We start from the raw sequence: 20,915 nt of genomic DNA on the forward strand, positions 1-20,915 counted from the left end.
AATAAGTTAATTATGGAATAAAAAGGGTTTGTGCGGTAAGATGAGAGAGTTATATGTAATTTATAATAGACTTTCATCGTAACCGGGGGCGTTTTATTTATGGCTATGGCAAGCTTCAAATCGAAATTAGCTTACAGCTCGGGAAATTTATCAGTCAACTTAATTGCACAGGCCTTCGCATCTTACATCGTTTTTTATTATGTGGATGTGCTTGGTGTAAAACCGACTTTAATCAGTCTGGCCATGGTGATTCACGGCATCGTCAATGCGGTGCTAAACCCGTTGTTCGGACACATTTCCGACCGTACGAGCTCCCGTTTTGGCAGGCGCATTCCGTACATGCTGTTTGGCATGGTGCCGCTGGTGGCCTTGTTTACTGCGATTTGGTTTCCAGTTGGCACCGGATCAGCGCTGTTCTGGTACTTCTTAACGATCGTGCTGCTCTATGACATTATGTTCGTGATGGTTGTATTGAACTATTCTGCACTGTTCCCTGAAATGTTTACAACGATGAAAGAACGGGCAACGGTGTCTTCATGGCGTCAAATGTTCGGCATCTTAGGAATGATTATTGGTGTGGCTCTTCCTCCCCTCGTTTATGCGAATATGGGCTGGGGACCGATGGGAGCGATTTTTGCCGGGATCGCGCTTATTTTCTTTATTGTTATGGTATCGGCAAGCAAGGAGAAAATGGTTGTTTCGCGTGAAGAGGTTGGTTTCGTTCAATCCTTGAAATTCACATTCTCGAATAAGGCGTTTGTTTTATTCGTTATCGGCAGCTTTTTCGTCCAGTTTACCTTTGCCATGCTGCCCGCGGCTATCCCTTTCTTCACCAAATACGTGCTCGGAGCTGAAGATAGCAGCAATACGATTTTGCTTGGCGCTATTTTTGTCGCTGCCATCCCGTGCGTCTACATATGGGGGAAATTTCTGCAGAGATGGGGCCCGCGCAAGACCGTTATGATTGCCGTTAGTATTTACGCATTTGCAACGATTCCATTTTTATTCGTATCCAGCGTTGCAACTGCGGCCATGGCGGCGGTCGTGATCGGCATCGGTTTAGCGGGTTTGCTCGTATTGCTGGATGTTCTGTTGTCCGAGATTATTGATGAGGATGAGAAGCAGACAAACGTACGCAGAGAGGGCATGTACTTTGGGATGAACGGCTTTATCGTCAAATGGGGAATTTCACTGCAGGCTGTTGTTCTGGGTGTTGTGCTGGAGGCTACAGGCTATGTGAAGGACGCGGTTCAAGCGGATGCGGCTGTGTGGGGCATTCGTTCAATGCTCAGCTTCATCCCGTTCATAGCTCTGCTTGTGGCTCTTCTATTTTTCTATTTATACCCTATTCGTCCTACGAATACTATTACAAGAAGCGAAGCGGTGACCCATAGTAATGACTAGTTTTATAGATTGGGTAAAAAAGAACCCATTATTGCTGCTTCTGTTTCTCGTCGGGGCTGCGGTGAGAGTGGTATATGCGGGCGCCATACCAGGCGGCTTGAATCAGGATGAGGCATCGATCGGCTATGAGGCTTATTCTATTCTGCATTATGGCATTGATCGCAATGGCATATCGCTGCCGGTTCATCTTATTGCATGGGGAAGCGGTCAGAACGCGCTTTATGCTTACCTGTCTATGCCTTTTATCTATTTATTTGGTTTAAATGAACTGTCAGTTCGAATGGTTAGCATCTTATTTGGCCTACTGAGCATGGTGCTATTTTATCGGATTGCAAATCAGCTATTTAAAAGAAAGCATGCAGCTGCGGCTGCAGCTTTTTTTATCGTCATATGTCCTTGGCATATTATGATGTCACGATGGGCGCTGGAGTCGAATATTTTTCCTACTCTAGTGCTGATCGCCGTGTTTTTTTTGTTGAAAGCGCTGCAGCAGCCGAAATGGCTGATTGGCTTTACATTAACACTAGCCGCTTCGCTTTATGCTTATGGAACGGCTTATTTTTTTGTACCTGTTTTTGGAGTAGGCGTATTGGCTCTGCTCGTTGTTAAAAAGGCGTTCAAGCTGCGAGTTCTGCTTTGGAATTGCGCGGTTCTCATTATATTAGCAGCACCTATCGGACTGTTTCTTCTTATTAATCGATATGGCATGGCGACCATACAATTTCTGTTTTCTATTCCTAAGCTAACTGTTCCTCGTGTAGAGCAAATCTCTACTGCATTTGGCGGTCATTTTTTCTCAACGTTTGCGGACAATTTCAAATCATTTTTGCAAATGTATTTGACTCAAAATGATGGTTTGCTGTGGAATGCCATGCCTAAATTTGGGTATATGTATCCGTTAGCATTACCGCTGATCGGAATTGGCATCTTGTATGGTGTGATGAAACTGATTAATAATTTCCGCATAGAGACAGCAGTCATTGCTATCTGGTTCGGAACGGCAATTCTAATGACATTGATTACAGATGTGAATATCAATCGTATTAATATTATTTTTTATCCGACGGTATACTTGGCAGTTGCAGGCCTTATGTGGCTGCACAAGCGGATTAAATACTCATTCCCAATAATTATAGCGGCGTTCTCCATTTTCTTTGTTTTCTTCTGTGCTAACTATTTCACTACTTATGCGAAGCAAATAAGCCCGCTTTTCTATGAATCCTTTGGAGAAGCTGTACAGTACGCATCGGATGAAACGGAAGGCAATATTTATGTGACGGATCAAGTGATGATGCCTTATATTTATGTATTGTTTTATGAACAAATTGATCCGAAGCAGTTTATAAGCACAGTCGACTATATCAATTCGGGTGAGCCCTTTCAGTTTGTTCGCGCATTCGGCAGATACCATTTTGGGCAGCCTGAGCCAAGGCCAAATGAGGAAGCGGCTTATATTTTCAAAAATAGCGACTCTATTCCGGGTGAGGATTCAGGCTATAAGATTAAAAAATTTAAACATTATACGGTCGTGAGCGGTACAGGAACAGTGGTGGCTCAGAAGGTTCATGAATCATTTCAGAACGGCGGCTTTGAGGAAGGGCTGCAGTATTGGTCATTTACTTCCGGCACGGGTATAGGCTCAAACCGTCCTTATAGCGGTTCCAACTTAATGTATGTTGACCCAGGCAACGGTCGTGTCGTTTCCCAGACCTTCTCGGCTGCTGATGACGGTGACTATATCCTTTCTGCTAAAGTGAGTACGATCGCTGCTGGTGGAATGATTGGGGTTTCCATCAATGGAGAAAAGATTGAAGATCTTGCGATTAACGCACAAGAGCAATATGTAGAAGTTAAGCTGCCTGCTGTATCCGTCAACATGGGGGACACCGTTTCTATCTATTTTACCGGAGGGGCGGGCTGGTTAAATGTCGATGATGTGGCGTGGAGCAAGCAATAGTGACCGTATTATTCTGCAAGCTGGAGTAATGTTGGTTATTTTGATTTTTCTATTTGTTATTTTCTTAATAGGCTGCTCAAATAAGCGAATAGGAATGAAGGAAACAATCACCGCGTATTACGACCACATGCTTAATGGAAAGATGGAGGAGTCTCAAAACCTTTTGGATTGGGACTCCGGGGAGTGGGACATTGTTGATTATTACGTTACAATGCCTCTCATGAATAAAGACTATGATTTGGTTTCGTTAGAAACTTTTGAAATTAGTTCATCCAAGAATGATGATGCCTCAGGAGAAGCCGTAGTTAAAATTACTTATAAGGATAAAGCTGATAAAAATCGAATTGAAATCAACACGTTAGAGTTACATACAGATTCCAATAATAACTGGAAAATAACGTCCATCACACGAAACATGGAATGAAATTATTCCGATACGGCTTCACCGTTAATATAATAGCTGTCCTCACGATAAGCATGAAACACGATTTCAATTTCAGATAGGCCAATTTGGCTGACGTATTTGGTAACTGCCTTTGCAAATCGATTTCTTACTTGCTGTCCCCGCTCGAACCAGCCGACCTCGATAAATGCAAACCCTTGATCATCTGCCTCACTGCCAAAAACGCTGGTCGTATTTAGACAAGCCATTGTAAAATTATCGGTACCGCACTCGCAAATAGCGGCAAGCTCAGCAGCAAGCGGTGCCGCAACAGATTTTAACTGCTCGGACGGTACTCCGCGGAATAATAAATGTGGCATTACACTGTTCCTCCTGCATAGATAGATTAAATATCCATAGTAGTATAACAAAAAAAAGCATCAGCCGCTTTATACCAGGGAATGCCGTCTAATTCACAATCAGTGGGCATTCCTGTATAACGACTGATGCTTGTTTGTTTGCTCCTGCTTACTCCGTCACATGAAACGGCTTAAGAAACAGCTTAGGAATTTCAGTTTCAAACTTGACCAGCTTGCCGGTTATCGGATGCGTGAAGGACAATACGCGGGCATGCAAGCCAAGGCGGCCAATGATGCGTGTGCGTGCGCCGTATTTTTTGTCGCCAACAACGGGATGGCCGATGTCTTCCATATGAACGCGAATTTGATTTTTTCGGCCTGTCTCGAGATTCACTTCGAGTAGCGAGAAGTTTTTATTGGAACGAAGCACCTTGTAATGGGTAACGGCGTGCAGACCATCGTTCGGATAGGAGCTGGAATACATTTTGAGCGTTTTGCTTTCCTTCAGCCACGAACTGATTGTACCTTGCTCCTTCTTAACCAATCCTTCTACGAGCGCGATATAGCTGCGTTCTTGCACCGAATCCTGCCAGCTGTTTTGCAGCTGCTGCTGAACCGCCTCGCTTTTTGCAAACATCATGACACCTGACGTATCACGATCCAGACGATGCACAACGTAAATCCGGTTTTTCGTATTTTCGACCCGTACATGCGCCATAAGCTGACGATAGGCGGTCACTTCATTTTCTGGCGCAGAATCAGATGATATGGACAGAAGCCCCGATTCCTTCTTTATAACGATAATATGCTCATCCTCAAACAGGATCGCGAGCCCTTCCAGCGGTATTTTATCCTGCGGCCGGTCTCTGCCTACCGTAACGGTTTGACCGGGCTGAAGCGGATAGTTGTAAGCGGTCGTTGATTTTCCGCCTACAGATACTTGTCCATTCGCTAATATGGATTTCACTACATTGCGTCCAGCACCTGAAATATTTTTTATGAGAAAGGGAAGCAGTTCCATCGGTTCGTTAACCGGGTAGGACTTGCTCTTATCTGCTTGTGATTGAGGAGCTCCGCGCTTTTTTCCCCTGTGCATGCCAAAAAACCTCCTAGATTCAATGCTCCTACTATACCATGAGTATGGGCTTCAGTTCTAATCTTCTGTTTAGCAGTTTAACCATGCTCTATGAATCTCGATCTAATAGACAAAGAGTTAAGAGGAGTGGTAGGATTAATGATAGATTTACCAAATGGTGAAAAAGGAAAAGTTTGGAGGAAATGATCGCGTGAAAACAAAAATTATAAAGACTATGCTAAGTCCTATGCTCATTGCCGGGTTATTGCTTGCCCCATTGTCAACACTTAGCGTAGATTCTGTATCGGCAGCCAGCGCTGCAAGCAAGACGGTTGCCGTATCGACGCAACAACTGCAGGTGATTGTAGATGGCAAGAAATTAGCTCTATCAGCCGGCGCGTATGCAGAGAAAGGCGTCACATTTGTTCCGTTGCGCGATATTTTTACAGCACTGGGCGCTACCGTAACTTGGGAAGGCAAGACGGAGACGATTATTGGACGTAAAGGCAATCGTTCTATTTCTCTTAAAGTAGGCATGAAGCAAGCGGTCATTAACGGTAAAACAGTGAAGCTCGATTCACCTGCTGTCGTTCGCAAAGGCGTTACGTTTGTACCCGTTCGGTTCATCTCGGAAGCTCTTAACGCAAATGTGAAATGGGATAAAGCCGCTAACGCGGTTCGAATCACATCGCAAGAGGCTGCCGAGCAAGCAGAATACAACGAATGGCTTGAGCAGCAGAAAAACATTCCTAGACTTACTCCTAAAGAAATCGTAGATAAATATGATGAGAGTGTTGTTCTCATTATGACCAATCGCGCTCAAGGCAGCGGCGTCGTTATTGGTGATAACCTGATTCTTACTAATTATCATGTTATCGGAGATGCAGCCTCTGCTACTATGCTGGATGTTTATGGTGATGAGCTGAAGATTACAGGCGTAGTTCATTATGATAAGGCAGCAGATCTAGCTATTGTTAAAACAGAAAAATCAATTGACATTCCGCCGGTCGTTCTAGGTTACGGGTTAAACTCGTATAAAGGCGGAAAAGTCGTTGCCATTGGAAGTCCGCTTGGACTGCAAAATACAGTTTCAGACGGTCTGATTAGCAACATCACCTATGAAGACGGTATCCGATACATTCAGACAAGTGCTCCGATCGATCACGGCAGCTCAGGCGGGGCATTGTTTAATGAGTTCGGAGATCTTATTGGCATCACCACGCTTGGATACTCTGGGACGAGCGCGGATTTGAATTTTGCTGTATCCGTTATTCATGCTGCTAGTTTGAATAGCGAAGTGACAGAGGAGAAAATAAATAACGCCAAGTTTTTACCTTCAAGCTTGCCGGATACGCTCGTTGGCGCTCCTCTGGCTGATATCGAGAAGGTGCTGAAAGATCAATTCTCTTCTGTATCTACTACAGAAGGCGAGGCTAAGTTTACGAAGTGGGAAGCCAAACGTGATTCCGCTGGCTGGCTCGTTCTGACAGCAGATATTGATCCTAGGTTTTATATGTTATACGGAGCGTCGATGTCTCAGGAGCTCAGGCTTTGGGCAATTAATCTAGGGAATGAATTCCATAAGATGCTGCCGGATGAGAAAATTCAAGTGCTCATTTCCTTCGAGCGCGATTATGGTTTCGAGCCGCGCGGCTTTGAATCGGGCGAGGTTACAGCACTTGGCGGCGACAAATGGCGTGTTCGCTATCCAATCATCGATATGCAGCTCAAAAATGAACTTTATATTAAAGTAAGAGTGTAAAAAAATGGAGGCATCTGCTGCTGCGATCTGCGGCAAGGGATGCCTCTTCTTTTTTTTGATTTTTTTCTGTACAATAGAAGGCATCTTGCTATAAGCACTGAAGGCTTTCGCAAGCGTGCTTTATAGGCAAATGCTTAAGTTAGAGAGGTTATTACTTATGAAAGTGGTACTGTCCACATTAAATGCCAAGTTTATACACACATCACTGGCGCTGCGCTGTTTGAAGGCGTTTAGCGGCGATCGATTCGATATTGAAATTGCAGAGTACACCATCAAAGATCCAGTGATGAACATCGTGTCCGATATTTTTTCGAGAAAACCTGATGTAGTCGGATTCTCCTGCTACATTTGGAACATCGAAGAAACGATTACGGTTATTAATATGCTGCGCAAAATCATGCCTGAAATCAAAATTATTTTAGGCGGTCCTGAGGTCAGCTATGATATGGACTATTGGATGGAGCGTGTGCAAGAGGTTGATTTTATCGTGGTGGGCGAAGGCGAAGAGACCTTCCATCATTTGCTTACTGAGATTGAAGGCGATGGCAAATACCATATGGTATTTGGAATTACGTATCGGAAGCAGCGCGAGGATCGCGTCGAGGTGCTGATTAATCCGCCGCGTCCCAAGCTGAATCTGAATGAGCTGCCATCCCCGCATCGCTTTGAGGAGGATATTCCTCATTTGGGAAGCCGTGTCGTTTATTTTGAGACAAGCCGAGGCTGCCCGTTCAGCTGCCAGTTTTGCCTATCCAGTATCGAGGTTGGCGTTCGTTATTATGATATGGAGCGGACGAAAGCAGATATTTTGTATTTGATCGAAAAAGGCGCCAAGCTTATTAAATTCGTCGATCGAACATTTAATATTAAACGGGATTACGCGCTTGAAATTTTTGAGTTTTTGATTAAAAACCACCAGGGCTGTGTTTTTCAATTTGAAATAACAGCAGATATCATGAGACCTGAGGTGCTTGATTATTTGGCTGAAAATGCGCCTCCAGGCATATTCCGCTTTGAAATTGGCGTACAATCTACGAATGATCCAACAAATGAAGCGGTTCAGCGTCGTCAGAACTGGATGAAGCTGGTGCGTACCGTTATGAAAGTGAAAAATTCTCAAAAAATCGATCAGCATCTTGATTTGATTGCCGGTCTGCCGCTTGAGAACTATGATACGTTCCGCGGAACGTTTAATGATGTATTCGAGCTGCGTCCCGAGGAGCTGCAGCTAGGCTTTCTCAAAATGCTGCGCGGTACGGGTCTGCGCCGTGAAGCAGATAAATGGGGCTATATTTATATGGACAGATCGCCTTATGAAATGCTGGGCAATGATCTGATGCCATTTGGCGATATCGTTCGCATTAAGCGGGTAGAGGATGTATTGGAGAAATATTGGAATGCGCACCGAATGGATCATACGCTGCTTTATTTGGTTGATCGTGTGTTTCCATCGCCATTCGACTTCTTCCAGGCGTTCGGCGATTTCTGGGAACGAAGCGGCTGGCAAAAGATCGGCCATCAGCTGGAGGATCTGTTCTCGCGGCTCTCGGCATTTCTTGGATCGCTGCCTATCTCAGCAGAGAAGAACTTCGAACATGTGCCAGCACTGCAAGAGGATACGAAAAGAGTTTCTGCTTCACCAGAAGAGATACTCGCAATTGCAGGCGAACGCTTAGATAAGGACGTCGTGCTGGGGCTAATGAAATACGATTATTTCCTTAATCATAATTATAAGCCTCGCAAAATTTGGTGGGAGTTTACGATGGACAAGTCGCTGTGGAGCGGCTGGATGCGCCACTTAGCGGATCGCCCAGAGGATGTATCTCCTGAATTCGCAGCACTGCGATTTGGCGAGAAGGAGCTTCACAAACATGCGGTTATTGAGAAGCTGCCGTTTGATCTTGCAACATTCCTTGCTACAGGAGAGGTTGATCGCGAACATCATACGCTGCTCGTTGTTCTGTATGCACTGGAGGCAGGCAGCAGCAAACCGAAGCCGCGTCCTTTCACTTTAAAGATTAAAGCTGGTCAAGAAGCGATGATTAAGTAGTCCTGATTGAAATGCAAAGAACCTCCAAACCCATGAAGCAAACGGGTTTGGAGGTTCTTTGTTATTGGTTTGAAAATATGAAATTAAACAGAAGCAGGTACAATGCTGCGAAGTACAGTCATGCTGCCGGAGAGCTCATAATCGCCAAGATTAGCGGGAAGGAGGAAGCACTCGCCTGCTTTAACGGATTGCTCGCCATCTGCCCATTTCACTTGTCCCTCACCATCGGCAACTACAAGGATAACGAAGCTATCAAGAGACGTGGACAGCTTCCAAGGTGCGGCTACGATACCTTTCTCAACGATGAAGTAAGGAGAAGAAGCGATGGTCAGCCACTGGCCAGCTACTGCGCTGTCTGTTTTCATTCGCTCAGCGCCTGCGCCTTCATAGGCGATGACATTAAGGGAATCTTCGATATGAAGCTCGCGCAGCTGACCGTCGAGCCCAAGGCGATTGTAGTCATGCAAGCGATAAGTAGTGTCGGAGTTTTGTTGAATCTCAGCTACAACAACGCCAGAGCAGAGAGCATGAACGGTTCCTGCGGGAATGTAAAATGCATCACCGGCTTCAACAGTCACTTCTTGAAGCGCGTCCATAATGCGGCCCTCAGTGATTGCTGCTTCCATCGCCGCACGGTCAATGCCGTCTTTTAGGCCATAGATGATTTTTGCGCCTGGCTTAGCGTCAAGGATGTACCACATTTCTGTTTTGCCAAGCTCGCCTTCAGGCAGCCCTTCGTATGCATCCGTTGGATGGACTTGAATGGATAGGTCATCATTGCAATCGAGCAGCTTTATAAGGAGCGGGAAACGTCCGTTTTTCTCGGAAAAGCCTTGTGAGCCAAACCATACAGGTCCGTAAGTTTCACGAATTTGGTCAAGTCCAACGCCAGCAAGCTCTCCGTTCATTACTTTTGTAATGCCGTTAGGGTGATCACTGATCATCCAGCCTTCGCCAATTGAGCCTTCAGGCATTTCAAGGCCAAAACCTTCTAGTGCGCGTCCTCCCCAAATACGTTCTTTCATTTCTGCTTTAAATTGTAATGGATAAGGTTTTACTGTCATTATTTATCTCTCCCATATCGGTAGTATGTCGTTCTACATCTGCTAAAAAATAACATTCAGAGCAATTGGCTTTAAAGAGCTGTAAGGTGAGCGCGTTGCAAAAGATTAACGAGCAGTTGGACGCTTCTCTGCCGCTATAAGGTAAGGGGCTGACTTGCGCTGGGTCTGCCTGTAAATAACGGTCTGCGCTAAGCTTTGAGGCAGCTGCTCTGCCCATGATTCCACGGAGGCGGCTTCCTCAGCACCGCCAGGATGCCCTGGATACAAAACGCAGGTCACGATACCTCCAGGACGCAGCAGCATGATAGCTGCATCGAGCGCAGCCAGTGTTGTTGCAGGCTCGGTTATGATCGTGAGATCATCGCTTCCCGGCAAATAACCGAGATTGAACATTACGGCTGAGACTTGTCCGATAATAGAAGGATCAACAGTCTCAGCCATACTTGCGTGATTGCTCAGCACAAGTTTAATATCGGGAAGCTTATTGTTATTTTGAAGGGAAGAAAGGCGCTCTTGCGTGCGATCAAGCGCCTCTTGCTGGATATCAAAGGCATATACTGTGCCGTTAGGTCCAACAAGCTCGGCAAGCGCAAGTGTATCTACACCGCCGCCGGCAGTAGCATCAATGACAATGTCACCCGGCGAGGTACGCTCGTTGATCCATTTGTGAGCCATGCTTAGGACTGATAGAAACCCCATATTTCGCTAAACCTCCTGCTGCCATAGCTTGCCTTGCCACGTATTGCGGCGCGTAAGCTCGTCGTCGAAGGCATTCAGCACTGACCATTTATTCATGCTCCACATCGGACCAATCAACAGGTCACGCGGCGCATCTCCCGTAAGGCGATGCACGATCATTTCTGGCGGCAGAAACTCAAGTGTATCAACAATCAATTTCACATATTCATCCTGCTCAAGAAATTGAAGCAGACCAGCCTCGTACTGACGTACCATCGGCGTCTTGCGCATGAGATGAAGCAAATGAATTTTAATGCCTTGCACGTCCATCTTGGCGACGGCGCGACCTGTATCAAGCATCATTTCATGCGTTTCCTGAGGAAGACCGTAAATGATATGCGCACATACGCGAATGCCGCGTTCCCGAAGACGCTTTACGGCATCGAGATAGCAGGCTGTATCATGTGCACGGTTAATGAGCTCTGAAGTGGATTCGTGCACGGTTTGAAGTCCCATCTCCACCCAAAGGTAGGTTCGCTCATTCAGCTCAGCCAAATAATCGACTACATCATCGGGCAAGCAATCAGGACGTGTTGCAATGGACAAACCAACAACGCCAGGCTGCTGCAAAATGACTTCATAATATTCCCTAAGCTCTTCAACGGGCGCATACGTATTTGTATAAGCTTGGAAATACCCAATATACTGCGCATTTTGCCATTTCTGATGCTGACGGTCCCGTATTTTATTGAATTGTGTAACGAGGTCGTCCCGCCTGCTGCCCGCGAAATCACCGGAACCTCGAGCGCTGCAAAATGTACAGCCGCCCTTTGCAATGGACCCGTCACGATTCGGGCAAGTGAAGCCGGCATCAAGCGTAACCTTGAATACCTTGCCTCCCAACTGCTCATGCATTTCGTAATTCCATGTATGAAATCGTTTATCGCCCCAAAGCAGTGGCTGCTGGTGTTGCGATGTTGATAATTTAATCATCGTTTTCCCCTTCATTCAAGACCTACACCCTATATTTTAGCGAAAAACGAGTGGAAAAGCCACGTTTGTCATGCGAATAGATATTGAATGTTCGGAAAACGCTTTAATTGGAAATATTTTTTGAAATGGGTGTTTTTAGACTTGCGTAACCTTACATGAAGTGTTATATTAAAAGTGCGACAAAACAACAAATAAACCTAACATAGCCCATATGCACCTGCATTCATGAAACGTCGATTAAATGGAAATACTCTTACTAATAAATCGATGAGGTGATTAGAGATGAATAATGTAACCAAAATACCGCACGGCGACGATACTGTAACTGTTGAGCTAACTGTAAAAGAATTGATGGCGCTTACAGGCGTCCGCTTTCACAATAATCATGGTGTAGAAATTTCCGCTCGCAAGAAGTTGAATGAAGTATTAGTGGGAACATACGAGCGTGAGCAGAAAGAGAACGCTCCGATTCCGTATCAGCTTTTGCTGTAACGACTATACATCCAATGACATGATAAGCAAGCCGCATCGCCAGTAATTGGCTGCGGCTTTTTTCTATCCTCTTTACATTGCTCAATTTCTTGGGCACAATAAGGACTAGTCTATTCGTTGCATCGTCTACGATAAATGGAGGAATCACTGCATATGCGTTTAAGAGGAAGAAAAGGTATTCGTGAAAGTTTAGAGGGTCAGCCGGAGCTAGTCGTGCTCGATGCTGCGCCGCACAAAGGCAAGTGGCGTGAGTTTTTTGGCAACGACCAGCCTATATATGTAGAGCTTGGCATGGGCAAGGGTCGTTTTATTAGTCAAATGAGCGCTCGCTACCCGCACATCAATTTTATTGGTGTCGACATGTATGATGAGCTTCTTCGCCGCGCAAGCGAGAAGGCACGCATCGTATGGGAGCAAAAAGGGGAGTCGCATCCGCCCAATCTTGCGCTGCTTCGCGCTAATATTGAAGGAATTGAGACGATGTTTGCTCCGGGTGAGATTGAACGCGTCCATCTGAATTTTAGCGATCCATGGCCAAAGGCTAAGCATGCGCGCAGAAGACTAACGCATCCAAGACTTGTTGCCAAGTATATTGAACTGCTTAACGAGCGCGGCGAGATCCATTTTAAGACGGATTCACAATCTCTGTTTGAGTTTTCATTGAACAGCTTCGCGGAAATGGAGCTTATCATGCGCAATATTTCGCTTCATTTACACAAAGAAGGCCCTCGAGAGGACCTTGTGTTTACGGAATATGAGATGAAGTTTATGGAAAAAGGACAAAACATTTATCGTGTTGAAGCCGTTATCGGGTCCGAGGCTATTCGGAAGCATCGTGAAGCGAAACATGAGAAGTCGCTTAAAGAGGAAGCTGAGGCATCAGAATCCGTATCGAATGATTCGGATGACGAGGATAATTAATTTAGTCCTACTGCAGACGATACCCAAGAATAATTGACTGCCAAAGCTGTTATCGTTCCGATCAGTGCGCCAGCTGCAACATCGGATGGGTAATGCAGCCCTAGATACATCCTTGACCATCCAACGGATAGTCCAATTATTAACGCAAGCGGCACCAGCAGAGTCATCCATATCCCGCTAGTCAGCAATATAGGGACTAGCCATGCGAAGATCGCTGTTGTGTGTCCGGATGGAAATGAAGAATCGACAAGCGGCTTATGACATGTATTTACATCAGGCAGCGCTTGATAAGGTCGAAGCCGTTTGAATTTACGCTTTACAATTGCTACTGGCAAATGGCTTATGACGACCGCAGTCAAGCATTGCCACCCAGTAAGGCTCCAAGGAGCAGGTGCAAGTAGTGCATATAGAAGGGCGGTTGCGAGCGTAAAGGTTGCGCCGCCCATATGTGTGACCGTACTTAACCATTTCCCCAGAATTCGATGTCTTTTTCTCCCTGAAGGTCTCCGGTTTGCCCAAATCAATAATCTTTGCTCACTCGTTTTCAGCCAGCCTATCATTCGTTCCATCGCTGTCATCCTCCTAACGGTGGCTTACTTCTATAACATTTATCAATTCCAGACTTAATTTTAGCATGTTTTTGTTCGCTAAGCGTAAACTATTTCTTGTCCCTATATTAAGGATAAGTAAGTATTATAGCACTAACTTGCTTTCCATGGGTGCTGCCTGATGAGAATGCGCTGTCATGCGTCTATCGGTATCCYGTTTTCGCTCCAAATACAGGGAATAAATATTGATTTCAAATTACTGTTTAATAATGTGCATTTGATGGTAAAACTGTAATGGACAAATTCCACACGGTTGTGACAGGGTCTGTCGAAACCGCAAAAGATGTCGGAACGGAACTTTCTCGTTCACTTGTTCGTCACATAGACCTATTTCGATTTAAGAAACATTTTCACACATTTTAACGTAAATAAGGACGTTAGTGCTAAAAACTTAGCAATTGGTTGAAAATAAGGCTGAGTCGTCGTAAAAGGAGGTAATGTATTCATCCGTGAGCAATGCAAGCGTTTTTCTGCCGAGATTAAGCGCAATGAAGACTAATTCAACTTTTGACAAAGAAGTTGTTTCTGTGGAGAATCAATTATGGTCCGAGAGTGTTTGCAGAGAAACACTCATACAAAGAGAAAATATATAATAAAAAGCTTACGGCAGCCACGGGTGGATGCTGAAAAAAAGCAAAAAAAATGGGGTCTAAAGGGGTAATGCCGCATGTTCAATACGATTATGTTTGTGGTTCAAATTCTATTTGCGTTGCTAGGTGTGTATCAGCTGTTTTTAACGTTTTTCGGATGGCGGCGTAAAAAAGAAGATCTTTCTCATGCACCGAAAAAAACATTCGCACTGCTGATAGCCGCTCATAACGAAGAGCAGGTTGTTGGCGCACTGATTGAAAACTTGCAAAAAATGAAATATCCACGGGAGCTTTATGATATTTTTGTAATTTGCGATAATTGCACCGATGGTACAGTCGATGTTGTAAATAGTTATGATGGAGTATATGCATGTGTTCGTGAAAATCCAAATCAACGCGGCAAGGGCTTTGCAGTTGAGTGGATGCTTAAAGAGTTGTGGGCTATGCCAAAGAGCTACGACGGCGTAGCGATCTTTGATGCCGATAACCTTGTAGCGACTGATTTCTTGCAGTACATGAACAATGATTTGAGCAATGGATTCCGAGTTATTCAAGGCTACCTGGATACAAAAAATCCAAATGATTCTTGGGTCAGCTCAGCAAATGCAATCAACTACTGGTTCTGCAACCGGCTCTGGCAGCTTCCGCGTACAAATCTTGGTCTTGCCAACTTTCTAGGCGGAACAGGCATGTGCTTTGATTCAAAGCTGCTTCAGGAAATGGGCTGGGGAGCTACAAGCTTGGTTGAAGATTTAGAATTTACAGTCCGCTGCATTAAACGCGGAATTTATCCGAAGTTCAACTTTGAGGCAAAGGTGTTCGACGAGAAGCCGATTACGTTCCAAGCATCAGCTCGCCAAAGGCTTCGCTGGATGCAAGGACACTTTGATGTTACTCGTAAACATATGCTTCCTCTGCTTTGGCAGGGAATCAAGGATCGCAGCATGACGAAGATTGATGCGGCCCTTTATGTGTTCAATGCCTATAATTATTTGGCTGGATTTTTTATTGCAGCGATCATTTGGGGAGACATCCTGCTGTCAGGCGGAGATAACGTCACCTCCGTGTACAACCTGCTTCCAATTTGGCTAAGCATTCCGTACATGGCATATATTTTTGTGCAAATACCTTTATCCATGTATATGGCTAAAGTTTCGTGGAAGCTATATTTGCGGATTCCGACCTTTCTATTGTTCACCTTGTCATGGTGGCCGATAACGGTGCATGCATTCTTCACGCAAAACAACAAAAAGTGGAGTCATACCCAGCATACACGCGTCATCCGTCTTGAAGAAGTTCAAAGCAAACAAGTGTAATCGCTTGTTGACAAGGCTTTGTAGGCCATGGTATAGTAACACGGTAACATTTACAACTAACTTAATACGCACAAGCAGAAGCACCCGCTTCTCACCTTTCGGCTCAGGCTGGCTGGTTCGCGATAATCGATTAGTCATTCCATCATTTCAACTGAAGTGATGCTCTGACATACATGTACGGTTATGAGATGCGGGTTCGAGCGAACCCGCATTTTTTTATTGCGTGGAGACATGAACAAACCATTTTTGGAGGTGGCACGTTATTAGCAGAGAACATCAAATCAATGATGAAATCCGGGCCAGAGAAGTGCGTTTAGTAGGCGCTGAAGGCGAGCAAATCGGTATTAAATCCATTCGCGATGCTATGCAGCTTGCTATCGAGCTGAATTTGGACCTGGTGAACGTCGCACCGACGGCTAAACCGCCGGTATGCCGCATCATGGACTACGGAAAATTCCGTTATGAGCAGCAGAAGAAAGAAAAAGAAGCACGCAAAAACCAAAAGATCGTTGATCTTAAAGAAGTTTGGTTCCGTGCTAACATTGATGAAAATGACTACCAAACGAAGTTTCGTAACGTTGTTAAGTTTCTCAATGAAGGCGATAAAGTGAAAGCATCCGTAAGATTCCGCGGTCGTGAGATTGCACATGCATCTCTAGGCCAAAAGATTTTGGATCGTCTTTCAAAAGAGGTTGCCGAATTATGCAGCGTTGAGCGCGCTCCTAAGCTGGAAGGCCGGAGCATGATTATGATTTTGGCACCCAAAACCAACAGCTAACAACTGATGAAGAACTTTAAGGAGGATAACTGATATGCCTAAGATGAAAACTCACAGCAGTCTGAAAGACCGCTTTAAAATTACTGGAACTGGTAAAGTAAAACGTTACAAAGCTTACCGTAACCACTTGCTTTCACACAAATCCGGTCGTCAAAAACGCGTACTTGCTGGCCAACCGCTTATGGCTGCTGGCGATGTTCGTCGTTTGAAACAAGGCCTTGCTAACTTGTAATAATAAGCTACACCAAATAAGCTAATTCAACCTACAGGAGGTTTCCACTCATGGCAAGAGTTAAAGGCGGTTTTGTCCGCACTCGTCGTCGCAAAAGAATTCTAAAGCTAGCTAAAGGTTATTTCGGTTCGAAACATCGTCTGTTTAAAACAGCGAAGGAGCAAGTTGGTAAGTCCCTAATGTACGCTTACCGTGACCGTCGCAACAAAAAACGTGACATCCGCAGACTGTGGATCGTTCGTATTAACGCGGCAGCTCGTATTAACGGACTTTCGTACAACAAATTCATGCACGGCTTGAAACTTGCGGGCGTAGAAGTAAACCGCAAAATCCTTGCTGACCTTGCAGTTAACGATATGACTTCGTTCAACTCGCTTGCTGGCATTGCAAAAGAAAAAATTAACGCTTAGGCGTTGACCGCATATAAGGGCTGTCCAAGTCATCTAATCGATGATTTTTGGACAGCCTTTTTTGCGTTTTTTTTTGCGAAAATGAACCGACATGCGCACATTTATTAGAGCAGAGGACAAATAAACAGACGGATGCCACCCTCCGCGAATATGCTGTAGGACAACGGGAAGGGAGGGATTTCGCATGCGTAACGTTTCCAAGCAGCAAGTACGGAAACTGGTCGGCAAATCCATTTATGCAGTACGTCCTGACGGCTCTGTCGTCACTGGCAAGCTCGTTCGGGTACACCAAAATAAACTGATCGTCGCTCCACTCGAAAAAGACAAAGGCAAGCTCGTGCAAACGAAAGCAATTTTGCCTCTCGTATTGTTTGACCTTCTTGCCATCGGCACGCTTCCTTTATGGGGCGGCGGCTTTGGTGGTGGTTTTGGCGGTGGCTACGGCGGCGGCGGCAACTGCTGCAATAACAATTTTAACCAATACGGCAATGGCAACTATGGTGGCTATGGTGGCAATGCTGGTTATAACGGCAATGCTGGCTACGGCGGTTATGGAAACCAGGGCTACAACGGTTTTTAATGGCAATTAAGTAATCATAGCGGGGTGAGCGGTTTAAGTAATTCGTAGCAGCGCAGCTCAGGATAGTATTGGACGGTATAGTAACCAAGCTTACTATAGAGTTGATGTGCTTTACCATTAACCTGATCGACAAACAGCCTGGCAACTTTGCAATTCTGCGTTTTGCCGTAAGCTTCGCTATGAGCTATTAATTTTCTGCCCCATTGTCTATTCCGATGATCAGGATGCGTGACGATCATATCTAAATAAAGCACCTCACCCATCACTTCAAAATGGATGAAGGAGACTGGAGGGCTTTTTTTAGATAAGGATGCTACAAAAGTAACACCGCGACGGAAACGCTTAGGGAGCTCTCGAATCGTTTGCGCATCATGTTGGTGTACCGTATGGGATAAGGGAATAAGCTCATTGCGAATGAGGCGAACCACTTCGGCTTGATCATACCTTGGCTCATAAATACGAATCATGCTCATCATTCCATTTCTACCGCGCCAAATGGATCTGGGACGCAGCATGAATTTGCCGCATTAGGGCTAAACTAGTATATGTAGCGCGCTAAAGGATTGCGCCGAATACATTTTACAACAAGAGTTGTTTATGGTTCTTGACGAACGGAGATTCACGGCATATAATAAGGAAAGTCTTATCTACCACGTACTGGTATTCGTACCATGTGGTAAATACAAAATCAGCATTGATGAGGACGAAGTGCTTAGGGCCCTTTTGAACAGAGAGCGGATGGATTAGCTGCAACCATCGCCAAAATCCCTTTTCTACGAGCTCACCTCGGAGCTGTTTCCTTGAAAAGCAACCATGTGTTGCCTATTAGGGGGAATCGCAGGGCAAGCGTTACAGTGCCATTGGTAGAACGTATATGCATGACGTTCTTACTTGTAGAGGTTATACATCGGGAGATGTGTAACGAATTTGGGTGGTACCACGGAAGATATACCTTTCGTCCCTCGTTGCTTCGTATTGGAGCATGAGGAACGAGAGGTTTTTTTGTTTTTTCTGAGAGGAGGATGACTGATGATAACGCAAGGTGCAACACTGAAGTCAAAAGAGGAAATGAAGGAAAGAATTTCGAAACCTGAGGTTATTTCTGGTTCGGAAATTTTGCTAAGAAGTCTATTGCTTGAGGGTGTAGATTGTGTGTTCGGCTATCCAGGTGGAGCAGTGTTGTACATTTATGACGCGATGCACGGAAACCCCGATTTCAATCATTTACTAACACGGCATGAGCAAGGCGCGATTCACGCGGCAGACGGTTACGCCCGCGCAAGCGGCAAAGTAGGCGTATGTATCGCTACATCAGGTCCTGGTGCAACAAACCTCGTGACGGGAATTGCAACTGCATATATGGATTCCGTACCACTAGTTGTTATTACCGGTAATGTCATCTCCAGCCTGATTGGCAGCGATGCTTTCCAAGAGGCAGACATTACGGGAATCACAATGCCAATCACTAAACACAGCTACTTGGTTCGCGACGTTGAGGATTTGCCTCGTATTATTCACGAAGCATTCCATATTGCCAACACAGGGCGCAAAGGTCCAGTATTGATCGATATTCCGAAGGACATCTCAGCGGCTAAGACATTGTTCAAGCCAGTAACAGAAGTAAGCATCCGTGGTTACAATCCAACGGTCACGCCTAACAAAAATCAAGTGGATAAGCTGATTAAGGCGATTGAACAAGCGGAGCGCCCGCTTATACTAGCAGGCGGCGGAGTCGTTTACTCTGGCGGACATGAAGAGCTGTTCGAATTCGTTACTAAAACGCAAATACCAATTACAACAACATTGCTTGGTTTGGGAGCTTTCCCAAGCGGCAATGATTTATTCCTAGGCATGCCAGGCATGCATGGCACATATACGGCAAATAAATCGATTCAAAGCGCAGACTTGCTAATTAATATTGGCGCTCGCTTCGATGACCGCGTAACCGGCAAGCTTGCGGGCTTTGCTCCACTGGCGAAAATCGTACACATCGATATCGATCCAGCGGAAATCGGCAAAAACGTACCAACAGACATCCCGATTGTCGGCGATGTGAAGACTGTTCTTGAGATTGTAAATAAGCTCGCGAAACGCGCAGATAAAGCGGATGATTGGCGTGCGAAACTCAAAGCTTCATGTGAGCAATATCCATTCAGCTATACGGATTCTGACGTTGAGCTTAAGCCGCAGTGGGTTGTTGAGCTGATCCATGAGACAACGAATGGCGATGCGATTGTAACAACTGACGTTGGTCAACATCAAATGTGGGCTGCACAGTATTACAAGTTCAATAAGCCTCGTTCATGGGTTACTTCCGGAGGGCTAGGCACAATGGGCTTCGGATTCCCTTCTGCTATCGGCGCTCAAATGGCGAATCCGGATCGCGTAGTCGTTTCCATTAATGGTGACGGCGGGATGCAAATGTGTGCGCAAGAGCTTGCGATTTGCGCAATTAACAACATTCCGGTTAAGGTAGTAATTATCAATAATCAGGTGCTCGGTATGGTAAGACAGTGGCAGGAGCTTATCTATGACAACCGCTACAGTCATATTGATCTCTCAGGCAGCCCAGACTTTGTGAAGCTGTCAGAAGCTTACGGAGTTAAAGGCTTCCGCGCAACGAACAAAGAAGAAGCTCGTGCCGCATGGGAAGAAGCATTACGCCATCCTGGTCCAGCTGTTGTTGAGTTCGTCGTTCGCAAAGAAGAGAACGTATACCCAATGGTAGCGCAAGGAAGCACCATCGACGAAATGATCATGGGGGATGCGGAATGAAAAAACACACGATCGCAGTAATCGTTAACGATCAGCCCGGCGTTCTACAGCGCGTATCTGGTTTGTTCGGACGCCGCGGCTTCAACATTGAAAGCATAACGGTTGGTTCCAGTGAAGAAGCAGGCTTGTCGCGTATGGTCATCGTCACTTCTGGTGATGATCATACGCTCGAGCAAGTAACGAAGCAGCTTTATAAGCTGATTGACGTTATTAAGGTCATTGATCTTAGCTCAAATCCGATGGTTGGCCGCGAGCTTGCACTCATTAAAGTGAATGCAGAGCCAGCATCTCGTCCGGAAATTTTAGGTGTTGTTGAAACTTTCCGCGCAGCGGTTGTGGACATTGGCACTCATTCGCTTATGGTACAAGTAGTAGGGGACACTGAAAAAATCGATGCTATGGTTGAACTGCTTAAACCGTATGGCATTCGTGAACTGTCGCGCACAGGAGTAACAGCATTAAACAGAGGCAATTCCAAGTAATAAGAGT

General features: G+C 45.4%; 21 protein-coding genes and 1 other annotated feature. Of the genes, 14 read left to right on the forward strand and 7 right to left on the reverse strand.

Features of this window, described 5'->3' with window-relative positions; translation table 11 throughout:
* Positions 1-99 precede the first annotated feature (99 nt).
* The 3 genes from AC1DM9_RS25110 to AC1DM9_RS25120 are packed head-to-tail and all read left to right on the forward strand — an operon-like array spanning position 100 to position 3,785.
* Complete coding sequence (locus tag AC1DM9_RS25110; protein WP_477582815.1) at positions 100-1,404, forward strand: MFS transporter; 1,305 nt, start codon at positions 100-102, stop codon at positions 1,402-1,404.
* Entirely contained in the window at positions 1,397-3,361 is a 1,965-nt protein-coding gene (locus AC1DM9_RS25115; RefSeq protein ID WP_477582817.1) for a glycosyltransferase family 39 protein, read from the forward strand. The genes AC1DM9_RS25110 and AC1DM9_RS25115 overlap by 8 nt, the downstream gene beginning before the upstream one ends.
* On the forward strand, positions 3,330-3,785 hold the full coding sequence (locus AC1DM9_RS25120; protein ID WP_477582819.1) for a hypothetical protein: 456 nt from the start codon (positions 3,330-3,332) through the stop codon (positions 3,783-3,785). Before AC1DM9_RS25115 ends, AC1DM9_RS25120 begins: the two co-directional genes overlap by 32 nt.
* Positions 3,786-3,787: 2 nt before the next feature.
* Here AC1DM9_RS25120 and AC1DM9_RS25125 read toward each other — a convergent pair whose 3' ends face one another.
* The gene (locus AC1DM9_RS25125) at positions 3,788-4,123 is read right to left on the reverse strand and encodes a DUF1904 family protein (RefSeq protein WP_477582821.1); all 336 of its coding nucleotides are present in this window, start codon (positions 4,121-4,123) and stop codon (positions 3,788-3,790) included.
* Positions 4,124-4,271: 148 nt separating this feature from the next.
* On the reverse strand, positions 4,272-5,198 hold the full coding sequence (locus AC1DM9_RS25130) for an RluA family pseudouridine synthase (RefSeq protein ID WP_083681946.1): 927 nt from the start codon (positions 5,196-5,198) through the stop codon (positions 4,272-4,274).
* Positions 5,199-5,388: 190 nt separating this feature from the next.
* Here AC1DM9_RS25130 and AC1DM9_RS25135 point away from each other — a divergent pair, with 190 nt between their 5' ends.
* Both AC1DM9_RS25135 and AC1DM9_RS25140 read left to right on the forward strand, forming a co-directional pair.
* Positions 5,389-6,939: a stalk domain-containing protein gene (locus AC1DM9_RS25135; protein WP_477582823.1), complete on the forward strand. Its 1,551-nt coding sequence runs from the start codon at positions 5,389-5,391 to the stop codon at positions 6,937-6,939.
* Between the two features lie 157 nt (positions 6,940-7,096).
* The gene (locus AC1DM9_RS25140) at positions 7,097-8,989 is read left to right on the forward strand and encodes a B12-binding domain-containing radical SAM protein (RefSeq protein WP_441958058.1); all 1,893 of its coding nucleotides are present in this window, start codon (positions 7,097-7,099) and stop codon (positions 8,987-8,989) included.
* Positions 8,990-9,072: 83 nt separating this feature from the next.
* On the opposite strand, the gene AC1DM9_RS25145 is transcribed toward AC1DM9_RS25140, so the two are convergent.
* From AC1DM9_RS25145 to mnmL, 3 genes are all read right to left on the reverse strand, one after another.
* Complete coding sequence (locus AC1DM9_RS25145; protein WP_076268019.1) at positions 9,073-10,053, reverse strand: type I phosphomannose isomerase catalytic subunit; 981 nt, start codon at positions 10,051-10,053, stop codon at positions 9,073-9,075.
* A 105-nt stretch (positions 10,054-10,158) separates the two neighbouring features.
* Positions 10,159-10,752: a tRNA 5-(aminomethyl)-2-thiouridylate-methyltransferase MnmM gene (gene mnmM / locus AC1DM9_RS25150; protein WP_477582826.1), complete on the reverse strand. Its 594-nt coding sequence runs from the start codon at positions 10,750-10,752 to the stop codon at positions 10,159-10,161.
* Positions 10,753-10,758: 6 nt separating this feature from the next.
* A complete protein-coding gene (mnmL, locus tag AC1DM9_RS25155) occupies positions 10,759-11,724 on the reverse strand; it encodes a tRNA modification radical SAM protein MnmL/YtqA (protein ID WP_076268079.1) in 966 nt (321 codons plus the stop codon).
* A 282-nt stretch (positions 11,725-12,006) separates the two neighbouring features.
* On the opposite strand from mnmL, the gene AC1DM9_RS25160 reads away from it, so the two are divergent.
* Entirely contained in the window at positions 12,007-12,216 is a 210-nt protein-coding gene (locus AC1DM9_RS25160) for a hypothetical protein (protein ID WP_076268017.1), read from the forward strand.
* Between the two features lie 153 nt (positions 12,217-12,369).
* Positions 12,370-13,137, forward strand: coding sequence for a tRNA (guanosine(46)-N7)-methyltransferase TrmB (trmB, locus tag AC1DM9_RS25165; RefSeq protein WP_477582828.1), 768 nt, complete (start codon positions 12,370-12,372; stop codon positions 13,135-13,137).
* On the opposite strand, the gene AC1DM9_RS25170 is transcribed toward trmB, so the two are convergent.
* Positions 13,134-13,706: a phosphatase PAP2 family protein gene (locus AC1DM9_RS25170; protein WP_076268015.1), complete on the reverse strand. Its 573-nt coding sequence runs from the start codon at positions 13,704-13,706 to the stop codon at positions 13,134-13,136. The two genes, trmB and AC1DM9_RS25170, sit on opposite strands and share 4 nt — an antisense overlap.
* Positions 13,707-14,412: 706 nt before the next feature.
* Here AC1DM9_RS25170 and AC1DM9_RS25175 point away from each other — a divergent pair.
* The 5 genes from AC1DM9_RS25175 (at position 14,413) to AC1DM9_RS25195 (ending at position 17,651) form a co-directional block, all read left to right on the forward strand.
* On the forward strand, positions 14,413-15,651 hold the full coding sequence (locus tag AC1DM9_RS25175; RefSeq protein WP_076268014.1) for a glycosyltransferase family 2 protein: 1,239 nt from the start codon (positions 14,413-14,415) through the stop codon (positions 15,649-15,651).
* Positions 15,652-15,717: 66 nt separating this feature from the next.
* Positions 15,718-15,875 (forward strand) — a sequence feature (ribosomal protein L20 leader region).
* A 56-nt stretch (positions 15,876-15,931) separates the two neighbouring features.
* Positions 15,932-16,429 carry a translation initiation factor IF-3 gene (infC, locus tag AC1DM9_RS25180; protein WP_144376751.1) on the forward strand — a complete coding sequence of 166 codons (498 nt, stop codon included), beginning with the start codon at positions 15,932-15,934 and terminating at the stop codon, positions 16,427-16,429.
* A gap of 34 nt (positions 16,430-16,463) precedes the next feature.
* Positions 16,464-16,661: a 50S ribosomal protein L35 gene (rpmI, locus tag AC1DM9_RS25185; RefSeq protein WP_076268012.1), complete on the forward strand. Its 198-nt coding sequence runs from the start codon at positions 16,464-16,466 to the stop codon at positions 16,659-16,661.
* Positions 16,662-16,711: 50 nt separating this feature from the next.
* Positions 16,712-17,071, forward strand: a complete 360-nt coding sequence (rplT, locus tag AC1DM9_RS25190) for a 50S ribosomal protein L20 (RefSeq protein WP_054028358.1) — start codon at positions 16,712-16,714, stop codon at positions 17,069-17,071.
* Positions 17,072-17,255: 184 nt separating this feature from the next.
* Entirely contained in the window at positions 17,256-17,651 is a 396-nt protein-coding gene (locus AC1DM9_RS25195) for a hypothetical protein (protein WP_441879209.1), read from the forward strand.
* A gap of 14 nt (positions 17,652-17,665) precedes the next feature.
* Here AC1DM9_RS25195 and AC1DM9_RS25200 read toward each other — a convergent pair whose 3' ends face one another.
* Positions 17,666-18,166, reverse strand: coding sequence for a GNAT family N-acetyltransferase (locus AC1DM9_RS25200; RefSeq protein WP_477509438.1), 501 nt, complete (start codon positions 18,164-18,166; stop codon positions 17,666-17,668).
* Positions 18,167-18,680: 514 nt separating this feature from the next.
* Between AC1DM9_RS25200 and ilvB the strand changes: the two genes are divergently transcribed.
* Positions 18,681-20,426 (forward strand): biosynthetic-type acetolactate synthase large subunit, encoded by a 1,746-nt coding sequence (ilvB, locus tag AC1DM9_RS25205; protein WP_339207561.1) that lies wholly within the window; start codon positions 18,681-18,683, stop codon positions 20,424-20,426.
* Complete coding sequence (gene ilvN, locus AC1DM9_RS25210; RefSeq protein WP_076268009.1) at positions 20,423-20,908, forward strand: acetolactate synthase small subunit; 486 nt, start codon at positions 20,423-20,425, stop codon at positions 20,906-20,908. Before ilvB ends, ilvN begins: the two co-directional genes overlap by 4 nt.
* Positions 20,909-20,915 lie beyond the last annotated feature (7 nt).

The organism is Paenibacillus sp. 01T431 (assembly GCF_056398625.1).

Bases quoted from the DNA above. Each gene is read 5' to 3' on its own strand.
- AC1DM9_RS25110 (WP_477582815.1), top strand. From the start codon at position 100: ATGGCTATGGCAAGCTTCAAATCGAAATTAGCTTACAGCTCGGGAAAT.
- AC1DM9_RS25115 (WP_477582817.1), top strand. From the start codon at position 1,397: ATGACTAGTTTTATAGATTGGGTAAAAAAGAACCCATTATTGCTGCTT.
- AC1DM9_RS25120 (WP_477582819.1), top strand. From the start codon at position 3,330: ATGTCGATGATGTGGCGTGGAGCAAGCAATAGTGACCGTATTATTCTG.
- AC1DM9_RS25125 (WP_477582821.1), bottom strand. From the start codon at position 4,123: ATGCCACATTTATTATTCCGCGGAGTACCGTCCGAGCAGTTAAAATCT.
- AC1DM9_RS25130 (WP_083681946.1), bottom strand. From the start codon at position 5,198: ATGCACAGGGGAAAAAAGCGCGGAGCTCCTCAATCACAAGCAGATAAG.
- AC1DM9_RS25140 (WP_441958058.1), top strand. From the start codon at position 7,097: ATGAAAGTGGTACTGTCCACATTAAATGCCAAGTTTATACACACATCA.
- AC1DM9_RS25145 (WP_076268019.1), bottom strand. From the start codon at position 10,053: ATGACAGTAAAACCTTATCCATTACAATTTAAAGCAGAAATGAAAGAA.
- mnmM (WP_477582826.1), bottom strand. From the start codon at position 10,752: ATGGGGTTTCTATCAGTCCTAAGCATGGCTCACAAATGGATCAACGAG.
- mnmL (WP_076268079.1), bottom strand. From the start codon at position 11,724: ATGATTAAATTATCAACATCGCAACACCAGCAGCCACTGCTTTGGGGC.
- AC1DM9_RS25160 (WP_076268017.1), top strand. From the start codon at position 12,007: ATGAATAATGTAACCAAAATACCGCACGGCGACGATACTGTAACTGTT.
- trmB (WP_477582828.1), top strand. From the start codon at position 12,370: ATGCGTTTAAGAGGAAGAAAAGGTATTCGTGAAAGTTTAGAGGGTCAG.
- AC1DM9_RS25170 (WP_076268015.1), bottom strand. From the start codon at position 13,706: ATGGAACGAATGATAGGCTGGCTGAAAACGAGTGAGCAAAGATTATTG.
- AC1DM9_RS25175 (WP_076268014.1), top strand. From the start codon at position 14,413: ATGTTCAATACGATTATGTTTGTGGTTCAAATTCTATTTGCGTTGCTA.
- rpmI (WP_076268012.1), top strand. From the start codon at position 16,464: ATGCCTAAGATGAAAACTCACAGCAGTCTGAAAGACCGCTTTAAAATT.
- rplT (WP_054028358.1), top strand. From the start codon at position 16,712: ATGGCAAGAGTTAAAGGCGGTTTTGTCCGCACTCGTCGTCGCAAAAGA.
- AC1DM9_RS25195 (WP_441879209.1), top strand. From the start codon at position 17,256: ATGCGTAACGTTTCCAAGCAGCAAGTACGGAAACTGGTCGGCAAATCC.
- AC1DM9_RS25200 (WP_477509438.1), bottom strand. From the start codon at position 18,166: ATGCTGCGTCCCAGATCCATTTGGCGCGGTAGAAATGGAATGATGAGC.
- ilvB (WP_339207561.1), top strand. From the start codon at position 18,681: ATGATAACGCAAGGTGCAACACTGAAGTCAAAAGAGGAAATGAAGGAA.
- ilvN (WP_076268009.1), top strand. From the start codon at position 20,423: ATGAAAAAACACACGATCGCAGTAATCGTTAACGATCAGCCCGGCGTT.